Genomic DNA, 10,534 nt, shown 5'->3' on the forward strand with positions numbered 1-10,534 from the left:
AATTCGCATTACTAACTACTATCCTATCGCACCTCTCTCGATCTTCTATATAGTTCCTCTACCAGTTTTGAAGATCGATAGCTGAAGTCCGCGCCAAAACTATTGATAACCAATCCTCTAATGAGGTTATCTCGGGAAGAGATTGCAAACAAAATACTCTCATCGGCGGGGTCGGTCATTCCTTCGAATCGGTATATGCCATCGATCACGAATTCTTCGGGTGATAATTCCATCGCATTCTGGGCACAGTACAAACATTCTCCATCCTCGCGGATTAGGAAGTCTTCGGTATATCCGATCGCTTGCAAATCATTTACTGCTTCACTCAGGGTGTCATAAGATCTTTTATTTTGTAAGGCCATATTCGATTATAATTTAGTGTATGTATTAAATATACCAAATATTAAAGTAAGCCTATGAAAATCCGAAAACCATTGACGGCAAAATGACGTATTATTAGAAAAAAGTAGATTAAATGGTATCACATTTGTCTACCTTTAATGCACACACATATATTAAATGGAAATTACACTATATATTTTAGGGTCTTTAACTCTTATTTTTTCTATTCTACCTCTTATCCGACAGGACTTTTGGACTTTTCGGGTGTTCGAGTACCCTCGAATTCAGAAACTGGCACTCGCCATTCTTTGGTTGCTGCTGTATTTTCTTTTTGCTTTCCCTGCTGGAATCTGGCTTAACTTTATGGCGGTCGCTATCGCGATTACCGCTATATGCCTTCTGTTCCAAATCTTACCGTTTACTCCATTAGCGAAGAAACAAGTTTTAGGAACAAAAGAAACGGATGAAGACAATAGCCTCGCCGTGATGATTTCGAATGTTTACGAGGACAACGATAACTATCAGGGATGCATTCAAGTGGTAAAAAGTAACAATGCAGACTTAGTTTTACTTCTTGAAACGGATCATCAATGGGCGAAGAAAACCGAAGTACTGGATCAGGATTACCCACACCAGATCAAGGTTCCTATTGATAATACCTACGGCATGCTCATGTTTTCAAAATATCCTCTGAAAGACAGCAAGGTTGAGTATTTGGTAGAAGAAGAAATACCATCTATTCACACTAAAATAGAGTTGCCGAGCGGGCAGTTAGTACAGGTTTATGCGGTACACCCTACTCCGCCTGTGCCGAATGAAAATCCACGCTCTACTGAACGCGATAAGGAACTGCTTTTGGTAGCCGAACGGGCGAAGAATTGCGAGCTACCGGTGATTGTAATAGGTGATTTAAATGACGTGGCATGGAGCTATACAACAGATTTGTTTTTGAAGATGAGCAAGTTGCTGGATCCGCGAAGAGGGAGAGGATTCTACAATACATTCCACGCGAAACATCCACTAATGCAATTTCCTCTTGACCACGCCTTTATCTCTGCTCACTTCAGGCTTATCTCCCTAAGAAAACTGGATAATTTTAATTCGGATCATTATCCTATATTTGTTCACCTTCAGTATGCTCCGCAAAACGAAGATCAGCAAGAAGATAACCAGTTGGAAGCTACAGCGGAAGATAAGGAAGTAGCACAGGAGAAGAAGACAGCAGACACCTCAGACTAAAATAAGATGACTAGCGAAGGAAACTATAAGGAAATAAATAAAACACTTTGGAATGATGCAGTGGCTACCCACCTTTCTTCTGACTTTTATGACATGGAAGGCTTCCTTGCCGGGAACAGTTCATTAAACCCTATTGAACTGGAGTTGTTTGGTGAGGTAAAGGGTAAAAAAATACTTCATCTGCAATGTCATTTCGGGCAGGACACGTTATCCTTAGCACGAATGGGTGCATCCGTTACAGGTATAGACCTTTCCGATAAGGCTATTGATGCCGCGAATCAATTAGCAGAGCAGCTCGAGGTTGACGCTACGTTCATCTGCACGGATGTGTACAGTACACCCGATGAATTGAATGAACAGTTTGATATTGTATTTACCAGCTATGGTACGATTGGTTGGCTTCCTGACCTGGATGCTTGGGCCGCTGTAATCCGACGGGTATTGAAACCCGGTGGGCGACTAGTTTTTGTAGAATTTCATCCCGTCGTATGGATGTTCGACTATGATTTTCAAAAAGTCGGCTATAATTATTTTAATGCCGGTCCGGTTGAAGAGATAAGCGACGGTACATATGCTGATCGGGAAGCTGATATCAGCAACAATAGTATCTCCTGGAACCATTCTCTTGGCGAAGTGATGACTGCACTGCTCGGTCAAGGCTTACGCTTGGACTCGTTTCAGGAATATGACTATTCGCCTTACAATTGCTTCCGACATACGGTGGAAGTAGAACCTAAAAAGTTTCGAATCAAACACTTGGACAATAAAATCCCTATGCTGTATGCCTTATCGGCAACGAAGGCATAGAGGTTAAATTCCACGGTATTCAGGGATATATTGTCTAGTTTAAATCATTTATCTTTACCTATCAATTAGGTTATTAAATGAATTTAAAATACATCCCTTCCTATCGCCTGCTAGCATCGCTATTCTTGATTAGCTTCCTGTGTTTTCAATCGCAATTCACGTTTGCACAGGAAGAAGTGCCCACAGCGTTTGTGGTAGCTGACGACTACAACCTTTGGTATGTCAACACGGAGAAAGAGGCAGCCATCTTTGCAAATATGGCCTATGTTCGTAAAATGCCCTCCACGAAAAGTGCGTTGGTCGATTCCATCCCTATGGGTACTCCAATCAGGTTCTTGGAGAATGGCGGCTACAATGCGATGCAGCTACGCGGCATGTACCTGCCATGGTATAAAATAGCGTACGAGGTTAACAATCAGCAGAAGACCGGATATATTTGGGTTGGATTAGTCAGTTTAGATAAAAAAGTCGATCCTGCTACCGGAAACACTTTCCTATATGGCATTGCTTGGCATAATAACGAAGAAAACTACGATTGGGTCGAGGCCAAAGTATTTGATAAGAATCAACAACTAATTGCTAAAAGTAGCTTTGCAAATTATCGTGGCGAACAATCTTACACGACTTCGGAATTAATTGACAGCGAAAACCTTAAGGACAGCAAACTAATTTATAACGTGACCTTTTCTGGAGAGGCTTGTGGCATCCCGACGACAACCTATGGGTTTGCTTGGGATGGAATGGACCTAAATGTCCTCCCTAAGATCTCGTCGGTATCAGATGCCGGAGTCTATTACTATTCCGAAGAGTTGGAATTCCCAAAGAAACACAAAAAGGGAAACCAACTCATTATTAAAAAGATGGAAGAAGGAGAAGTAATCGACGATACAAAGGAAGAGCTAGAGTTTAACATCAAGAAATCTGAAGAGCGCTATAGCTGGGATGGTAAAAAATACCATTTAATGCCTTAGAACATGCTATTTGCGACTTTCTTAATGGCTCGGTAAACCTCCAGCATTTCATGCTCCGAGATGCAGTATGGTGGCACGATATACACCGTATTTCCTAAAGGTCGCAGAATGACCCCCTCGGCGAGGAAGGCATTATATAGTCGCTCCTGTATATGGTTGAAGTAGGAGTTCTCCCCTATATTCCAGTCAAACGCCAATATGGTTCCACATTGACGAACGTTTTGAACGACATCAAATGTTTGGAGCTCCGCCGTAAAATCTTGATGTAGACGGACAATACGTTTTATGGCTTCCAACGTATCTTGTTGAAGAAGTAAATCCAGACTTGCCAATGACGCGGCACAGGCGATTGGACTGGCTGTAAAAGAATGTCCATGAAAGAAAGCTTTCATCTTTTCGTCCGAATAGAATGCTTCATACAGCTCCTCGGTACAGCTTGTGATTCCCATCGGCATAGTACCTCCGGTTAACCCTTTGGAAAAACACATAATATCTGGACTTTCAGTTAATTGGTCGGCAGCAAATAAAGTTCCTGTTCGCCCGAATCCGACGAATACCTCGTCCTGAATCAGTAGAATTCCTTTGGATTTGCAGTAAGACATCAATGCAGAAAGATCAGCCGCTTGATGCATTAACATCCCCCCGGCGCCTTGCACCAAAGGCTCATAGATGAAACAAGCGAAATCCTGAGCGTGCAGATCAATTGTTTTGAAAGCTTCCTCCAGGTTGGATGAATGGGGAGCATCAATGAATATCACCTCAAAGAGCAAATCCTGAAAAGGCGCAGTCCACAGACCCCGCTCGCTGACAGACATAGCACCAAAGGTATCACCATGATAACCATTCTTAAAGGCAAGTATTTTACTCTTCTTTTTCCCTTGTTGATACGCATATTGAATGCACATCTTGAGTGCGACTTCTACAGCGGTCGAACCATTGTCGGAATAAAACATCTTTCGTTGGTTTGGGGGCAACAAGGCCAGCAGACGCTCTGATAGCTCGATAGCAGGCTCATGAGTAAAGCCTGCAAAAATAACCTGTTCTAGACGCTGTAGCTGCTCGAAAACCTTCTGAGCAATATATGGGTGCGAATGACCATGTAAGGTCACCCACCAGGAGGAAACAGCGTCTATATAGCTGTTTCCATTGGCGTCATAGAGACGAGTTCCTTTTCCGGAGAGTATAGGAATATGTTGGCTGGTTTTCATTTGGCTATAGGGATGCCAATTAACCGCACGGTCTCGTGTTATTAACTCATTGAACATGTTTCCTTAACCTCCTTCTGCATGGGTTTCAGTCCTAGATTTTTTAACATTTCCATATCCTCGTCTACTCCAGGGTTCGGAGTTACCAATAGCGTTTGGCGTTCGCCGATAAAAATGGAGTTAGCTCCTGCCATAAAGCACCATGCTTGCTCGACTTCCGACATCTCGATCCTTCCAGCACTCAAACGGACCATAGAAGATGGCAACACCATGCGGGCAGTGGCAATCATGCGAACCATTTCCCAGATATCAATCTTTGGAAGATGTTCTAACGGTGTTCCAGCCACTCTTGCTAACGCATTGATAGGGACTGATTCCGGGTGTTTTTCCATATTTGCGAGGCTCCGAAGCATAGAGATACGATCCGCAGGCTTCTCGCCCAATCCGATGATACCGCCCGAACAAACCGTGATACCGGCCTTCCGCACATTCTTAATCGTCTCAATTCGATTATCAAACTTACGCGTAGAAATAATTTCATCGTAAAATTCCTCTGAGGTATCCAAGTTATGGTTATAAGCGTATAGTCCTGCTTCTTGCAAGCGTTGAGCCTGACTTTCACTGAGCATACCCAGTGTACAGCATACCTCTAGTCCTAATTCATTTACTCCTTTTACCATCTCTATGATCCGATCGAAGTCACGGTTGTCGCGCACTTCTCGCCATGCTGCAGCCATACAAAAGCGTGAGGAACCGCTATCTTTTGCTTTTTTCGCATGTGCTAGAACGGTCTCCGTTGGCAGTAAAGCTTGTACTTTGATGTCCGTATGATAGCGCGCCGCCTGTCCGCAGTACGAGCAGTCTTCGGGACAGCCTCCAGTTTTTACAGATAGCAAGGTTGAGATTTGTATTTCTTGCGGATTATGCCATTGCCTATGAACTGATGCGGCTTCATAGACTAGCTCCATCAGTGGTTTGTTGTAAATAGCTAATAGCTCTTCTTTCGTCCAATTATGACGTAATGCATTTTCTTGTTTCATTCTGAATTGATGTATTGTGTTCTTGTTTAAGATTTTCTATTTATGGAACCAAGGTATATTGATGCAAGCTACTTCGGCAGGGATGTGCCTACGGATAATTCGTTCTGTAGCAGTAGAAAATGGACCATTGAAGACCACGGTGTCTATGGTAATATTTTTCGACTCCAACGCTCTTATAGAAAGTACACTGTGATTAATACAACCTAAATAATCTTGAATCACTAATACCGCAGGTAATTTCAAGTGTTCTATTAAGTCGATTATGAATTCGTCCTCATTAATAGGAACATATAGTCCTCCTGCCCCTTCAACAACTAGACTATTCTGGGTATATGGGAGTTGGAAATCATTTAATGAAATTTCGACTCCATCGATCTGAGCAGACTCATGAGGTGAGGCTGCTGTCTTTAGTCGATAGCGTTCGGGGAATATTGTGATATCATTATCTACTAGCGAGCGTATGGTCCTGCTGTCTGTCATGTCTAAATCGCCAGACTGTATTGGCTTCCAATAATCGGCTTGCCAAAGTTTGACAAGCATGGCTGAGCAGAACGTCTTCCCTATTCCCGTTCCTATTCCTGATACAAAGACTTGTTTCTTCATTCAATATTTGATTTGATAAGCTGGACAAGTTGTTTGGTTTCCTCCTGAGTGTTATATTGATGAATTGAAATCCGAAAGCGCCCTGTTCCTTCCGGCACGGTAGGTGGAAGCACCGCATAAACATGGAAACCATGCTCTTTAATCTCCTTACTTAGGTTCTTTAATTTATTCAGATCAGCTATAATAACAGGCTGAATGGGAGTTAGTAATGATTTTGAATATTTATTAAACATCTCTGATTCAAAGCAAGCGATGCGATCTTGAAGCTTCTGCCTTAAGTGCGTATTTCGATCTAAGAATTCATAGCCTGCTTGTATGCTCAAAGCCATCAGATCTGGCATGGCAGTACTATAGATAAATGGGGATGCATAGTTAATTAGGTAGCTTTTCAACGTCTCCGACCCTAAAATAGCGGCACCATGTAATCCCATAGCTTTTCCATAAGTAACAACCGTTGCAAAGACTTGAGATTGCAAGCCATACTCTTGAACCAAGCCATCTCCAAACACTCCGACAGCATGTGCTTCATCCACGATGAGATGAGCATCATAAGCCATCGCCAGTTCAGCTAACTCTTTTAAGCGCGCGATATCTCCATCCATCGAATAGACCGATTCAACAACTACCCAGCTCTGGTCCTTTGCACGCTTCAATAATTCTTCAAGATGATTTAAATCCTGATGGCGGAACTTCCATTTATTGGCTTGATTCATCAAACAACCATCATGAACAGAGCGATGTATCAACTCATCTACAATCAGCGTATCGCCGCGCTGAGGTAATGCACTTAGTATTGATAAATTAGCTGTATAGCCTGAAGGGAATAGCAATGCGGCTTCGACAGCATAACGTTCCGACAGGAAGGCTTCCACCCCCTCTTGTAGAAGAGAGTTACCAGTTATGAGCCTAGACCCAGTGCTACCGGTCATTAAAGCAGGGTCATTCATTGCTAATTCCAATAGGGATTGCTGAAACACTGCATTTCTCGCTAAACCAAGGTAATCGTTGGAAGCGAAATCAACCATCTGCTTTTCGATGGGTAGCTTTCTTAAAAGACCATAGGAGGCGCGGTCATTAAGATTAGTTTCCCACTTCGCCAATGTGGCCATATGCCTTCTCAATCTCTAATGCAATTGCTGAAAACCAATGTTCAAACAGTTCCTTCTCTAAAGCTAAGACCGCTGTAGCGTGCATTTCCCATCGCTCATCAAATTCCTTTAAGGAAGCAACCATTTCTTCCAAATGCCCTTCTTCCTCAAGAATAATTGATTTGACCATCACTTTAGATAAGTGTTTGGTTAATGCTTCCTGATAGATTGGATAGAGCTCATCCGCTCGAACTTCAATAGCATAGGTAACAAAAAGATATGCTGCGTATTTCAATGCATTCGAGTCAAGTTGGAAGTGATTCTTCAAATAACGACATACTTGTATATCCAGCGCATGCAAATAATGTAAGGTATGGTTCGCGGCCAATAATGTATTCGGGGAATAATATTGAAAACCAGTAATATCAAGTTTTGAAAGCTGCTTTTTAAGGTAATATGCATGTCGATGCTCTTCAGCTGCATGTTTCAGTTGCATCAGATTGGTCATAAAACGATTTTCACAGGCTGAGATTTTACGCGCCCCTGCATTTTCCATAAAAGAGAGGGTATTGAGCCATTTCGCGTGGAGAATATCATCACTAACGATACGATTGATTATTATCTTCATATTTCTCTATTTCCAGCAAATGTATTACCTTGCCGGCAGGTTAAACCCTACCAGTTTTGATATCATGAGTAGTCCGGACAACATACCCTATCGTAGTATTATCCAAATAGACAAGTCGAATTCCCAACATGTATACCTTCAAATAGCGCAACAATTCATCCAAGCAATTGTACGTGGACATTTGCGAGCTGGAGCGAAACTCCTGGGAACCCGACAGTTAAGTGAGTTATTGGATGTACACAGAAACACGATTACGGCCGCCTATGAGGAACTCTTCGCCCAAGGATGGGTAGAAATAATAGCCAATAAAGGCACTTTCATATCATCAGAGTTACCGCTTTTAAATCCTTCGACAGAAAGAGAATATAGCTATCCGAAAACCACAGGCTATCGGTTCCGGAAGTCTTTCCTCTTAGACAATCCTTTTGAGAAGAACAACTACGAGCTGAGTTTCAATGACGGCACGCCAGATATACGTTTAACACAGCTTGATGATCTCTCTAGGATTTACTCGGCAAACCTTAAGCGCAAGGTTAACCGCAGAAAAATGGGATATTATAACCATGACGGTTCAGAATATTTCAAAGAGCAGCTGACAATGTATCTTCAACATTCGCGAGGATTGGCAATCAGTAAAGACAACTTGCTGATCACACGAAGTATGGAAATGAGTTTGTTTATTATTGCGGAAATTATCCTCGAGCCATCAGACACCGTTGTCGTAGCGGAACTAGGTTATTTTTCAGCTAACATGATTTTCCAAAAAGCCGGCAACAGAATCAAGACCATTCCAGTAGACGAAGATGGAATAGACACTAACGCGCTACGAAAGCTATGTGAGCAAGAGCCGATACGGATGGTCTATGTCACTCCACAACAACATTATCCTACTACGGTACCCTTATCCGCGCAAAGACGAATGGATTTGCTACAGCTTGCCAACCAATATGGCTTTATTATCGTTGAGGACGACTACGATTATGACTTTCACTACGAGAAGCAACCTATCTTACCGCTCGCCAGTAACGATCAAAACGGTATGGTAATCTACGTAGGTTCATTTGGTAAATCGTTAGCACCGGGCTTTAGAACAGGCTTTATCGTTGCACCAAGAAACATCATGCAGGAGATGCGGAAGCACTTGGGCATCATCGATCGACAAGGCGACATATTGATGGAACAAGCATTAGGCGAATTGATACAAGAAGGAGTTGTTGATCGGCACCTAAAGAAGTCTATAAAGGTTTACAAAGAGCGTAGGGATCACTTCGGATACTTGCTTTCTGAACATCTAGGCGAAAGGGTACAGTTTACAACCCCAAAGGGAGGATTAGCATTTTGGTTGAATTGGAGGAAAGCAATAAACCTCTATGAACTAGCAAAACGCTGTGCCGCTAAGCACCTTTTCTTACCAAAGACCCTACTCTATCAATCGAGCAAAACAACAGGAACACGAATAGGATTCGGCAATCTCGATATGGAAGAAATGGAACAGGCTGTAAAAATATTGAAATTGGTGTTAGAAGAGATGGAAAGTTAGTTTTCCATACTTAGGCGGACAGTCGGTGAAATGGATGGGCGTTGATAATGAATGTATAGGCGTTTGTATTTAATAATTTCACGAGAATCAGAAAGTGTCGTCATTTTCACGCCCTTGAAGATCATCTCTGAAGCCTTTCGTTCCATTCGGATGGCAAAGTCTAGAAACTCTTTAAACAAATGCCTCCGCTCTTGCGTACTAAATTCACTCTGATCGCATAACCAAAAGATAATTTCATCATCAAAATGCAGTGTGGTTCGAGAGGTTTTACTTCGTAGAAAGTAAACGATTGGCTTAGGTCCATCGTTCGTAAATAATCCGAAGCCTATATGGCCGTCGTAATTATTAAAAACATAGGCGTAGAAATGTATAGTACCAATTAATGCCGAATCAACCAATATATTTTTAGAAATCATCTTCATACATTTAAGATTACAAACTATTGATTACTAGCCTAAAACAACTCTATCAAATATAAACTAATTTTTCAAATTATACTTCAATAATTAAAATTCGAAAAGATGCTTACCAATGAAAATCAATTAATTATCGATATGTGAAGGGGCTTTTAATGTGAAACATAATATTTTCAAATTAAAAAATCAGGCAATAAGCATGTTACAATAATTATGTAAAGAAAGAGCTCAGCTATCAAATATTTAATAAACGTTGGTTTACATCTTACATTCAACGCCCCTATCTTGGCTACATCAATATATTCATAGAACATTGGCTATGAGAATTTCAACATCCATGATAAAATTGATTCTTTTCTTCATTATATCACCCTCGAATTAGACTAGCTAAAAAAATATCTACTTAGAAATGAGCTTATTTGTATCAAAAACCATATATTTAGCTAAATATATTTGGAGAATATAGAGATTAATTCTACTTTTGTATCACAAAATCACGGTAGGTATAGCTCAGTTGGTTAGAGCACTAGATTGTGGTTCTAGGGGTCGTGGGTTCGAGCCCCATTACTTACCCAAAAAGCTTCTCAGAAATGAGGAGCTTTTTACGTTTATGCGTATTTCAAATGCACGAAATAAATGGATCATACCGAAAGTT

11 protein-coding genes and 1 tRNA gene are annotated in these 10,534 nt (G+C 41.5%); 5 read left to right on the plus strand and 7 right to left on the minus strand.

The annotated features are described in order from the left end of the window. Nucleotides 1–23: 23 nt before the first annotated feature. Nucleotides 24–362 (minus strand): phosphoribosylpyrophosphate synthetase, encoded by a 339-nt coding sequence (locus tag B2400_RS06550; RefSeq protein WP_149525683.1) that lies wholly within the window; start codon nt 360–362, stop codon nt 24–26. Between the two features lie 157 nt (nt 363–519). Between B2400_RS06550 and B2400_RS06555 the strand changes: the two genes are divergently transcribed. From B2400_RS06555 to B2400_RS06565, 3 genes are all read left to right on the plus strand, one after another. After that, nucleotides 520–1,581, plus strand: a complete 1,062-nt coding sequence (locus tag B2400_RS06555) for an endonuclease/exonuclease/phosphatase family protein (RefSeq protein WP_293931971.1) — start codon at nt 520–522, stop codon at nt 1,579–1,581. A 6-nt stretch (nt 1,582–1,587) separates the two neighbouring features. After that, entirely contained in the window at nt 1,588–2,388 is an 801-nt protein-coding gene (locus B2400_RS06560; RefSeq protein ID WP_149525681.1) for a class I SAM-dependent methyltransferase, read from the plus strand. A 77-nt stretch (nt 2,389–2,465) separates the two neighbouring features. Continuing rightward, the gene (locus B2400_RS06565; RefSeq protein ID WP_286652445.1) at nt 2,466–3,359 is read left to right on the plus strand and encodes an SH3 domain-containing protein; all 894 of its coding nucleotides are present in this window, start codon (nt 2,466–2,468) and stop codon (nt 3,357–3,359) included. Here B2400_RS06565 and bioA read toward each other — a convergent pair. Genes bioA through B2400_RS06590 form a run of 5 tightly spaced genes read right to left on the minus strand, consistent with a single transcriptional unit; the run spans nt 3,356 to nt 7,923 of the window. Next, nucleotides 3,356–4,624: an adenosylmethionine--8-amino-7-oxononanoate transaminase gene (gene bioA / locus B2400_RS06570; RefSeq protein WP_293931975.1), complete on the minus strand. Its 1,269-nt coding sequence runs from the start codon at nt 4,622–4,624 to the stop codon at nt 3,356–3,358. The genes B2400_RS06565 and bioA overlap by 4 nt on opposite strands. Further along, nucleotides 4,609–5,604 carry a biotin synthase BioB gene (bioB, locus tag B2400_RS06575; RefSeq protein ID WP_293931977.1) on the minus strand — a complete coding sequence of 332 codons (996 nt, stop codon included), beginning with the start codon at nt 5,602–5,604 and terminating at the stop codon, nt 4,609–4,611. The genes bioA and bioB overlap by 16 nt, the downstream gene beginning before the upstream one ends. A 36-nt stretch (nt 5,605–5,640) precedes the next feature. Beyond that, on the minus strand, nt 5,641–6,207 hold the full coding sequence (bioD, locus tag B2400_RS06580; RefSeq protein ID WP_286652448.1) for a dethiobiotin synthase: 567 nt from the start codon (nt 6,205–6,207) through the stop codon (nt 5,641–5,643). Next, nucleotides 6,204–7,316, minus strand: coding sequence for an aminotransferase class I/II-fold pyridoxal phosphate-dependent enzyme (locus tag B2400_RS06585; RefSeq protein ID WP_293931979.1), 1,113 nt, complete (start codon nt 7,314–7,316; stop codon nt 6,204–6,206). Before B2400_RS06585 ends, bioD begins: the two co-directional genes overlap by 4 nt. Continuing rightward, nucleotides 7,288–7,923, minus strand: coding sequence for a hypothetical protein (locus B2400_RS06590; protein WP_293931981.1), 636 nt, complete (start codon nt 7,921–7,923; stop codon nt 7,288–7,290). The genes B2400_RS06585 and B2400_RS06590 overlap by 29 nt, the downstream gene beginning before the upstream one ends. Before the next feature lie 19 nt (nt 7,924–7,942). Here B2400_RS06590 and B2400_RS06595 point away from each other — a divergent pair, with 19 nt between their 5' ends. After that, complete coding sequence (locus B2400_RS06595) at nt 7,943–9,463, plus strand: PLP-dependent aminotransferase family protein (protein WP_293931983.1); 1,521 nt, start codon at nt 7,943–7,945, stop codon at nt 9,461–9,463. On the opposite strand, the gene B2400_RS06600 is transcribed toward B2400_RS06595, so the two are convergent. After that, nucleotides 9,460–9,885, minus strand: coding sequence for a hypothetical protein (locus B2400_RS06600; protein WP_293931985.1), 426 nt, complete (start codon nt 9,883–9,885; stop codon nt 9,460–9,462). The genes B2400_RS06595 and B2400_RS06600 overlap by 4 nt on opposite strands. Before the next feature lie 493 nt (nt 9,886–10,378). Here B2400_RS06600 and B2400_RS06605 point away from each other — a divergent pair. After that, nucleotides 10,379–10,452, plus strand: a tRNA-His gene (locus B2400_RS06605). Nucleotides 10,453–10,534: the final 82 nt, after the last annotated feature.

This window comes from Sphingobacterium sp. UBA6645 (assembly GCF_002455685.1).
Taxonomy (GTDB): domain Bacteria; phylum Bacteroidota; class Bacteroidia; order Sphingobacteriales; family Sphingobacteriaceae; genus Sphingobacterium; species Sphingobacterium hotanense.

Bases quoted from the DNA above. Each gene is read 5' to 3' on its own strand.
- B2400_RS06595 (WP_293931983.1), top strand. From the start codon at position 7,943: ATGTATTACCTTGCCGGCAGGTTAAACCCTACCAGTTTTGATATCATG.
- B2400_RS06565 (WP_286652445.1), top strand. From the start codon at position 2,466: ATGAATTTAAAATACATCCCTTCCTATCGCCTGCTAGCATCGCTATTC.
- B2400_RS06585 (WP_293931979.1), bottom strand. From the start codon at position 7,316: ATGGCCACATTGGCGAAGTGGGAAACTAATCTTAATGACCGCGCCTCC.
- bioA (WP_293931975.1), bottom strand. From the start codon at position 4,624: ATGTTCAATGAGTTAATAACACGAGACCGTGCGGTTAATTGGCATCCC.
- B2400_RS06550 (WP_149525683.1), bottom strand. From the start codon at position 362: ATGGCCTTACAAAATAAAAGATCTTATGACACCCTGAGTGAAGCAGTA.
- bioD (WP_286652448.1), bottom strand. From the start codon at position 6,207: ATGAAGAAACAAGTCTTTGTATCAGGAATAGGAACGGGAATAGGGAAG.
- B2400_RS06560 (WP_149525681.1), top strand. From the start codon at position 1,588: ATGACTAGCGAAGGAAACTATAAGGAAATAAATAAAACACTTTGGAAT.
- bioB (WP_293931977.1), bottom strand. From the start codon at position 5,604: ATGAAACAAGAAAATGCATTACGTCATAATTGGACGAAAGAAGAGCTA.
- B2400_RS06590 (WP_293931981.1), bottom strand. From the start codon at position 7,923: ATGAAGATAATAATCAATCGTATCGTTAGTGATGATATTCTCCACGCG.
- B2400_RS06600 (WP_293931985.1), bottom strand. From the start codon at position 9,885: ATGAAGATGATTTCTAAAAATATATTGGTTGATTCGGCATTAATTGGT.
- B2400_RS06555 (WP_293931971.1), top strand. From the start codon at position 520: ATGGAAATTACACTATATATTTTAGGGTCTTTAACTCTTATTTTTTCT.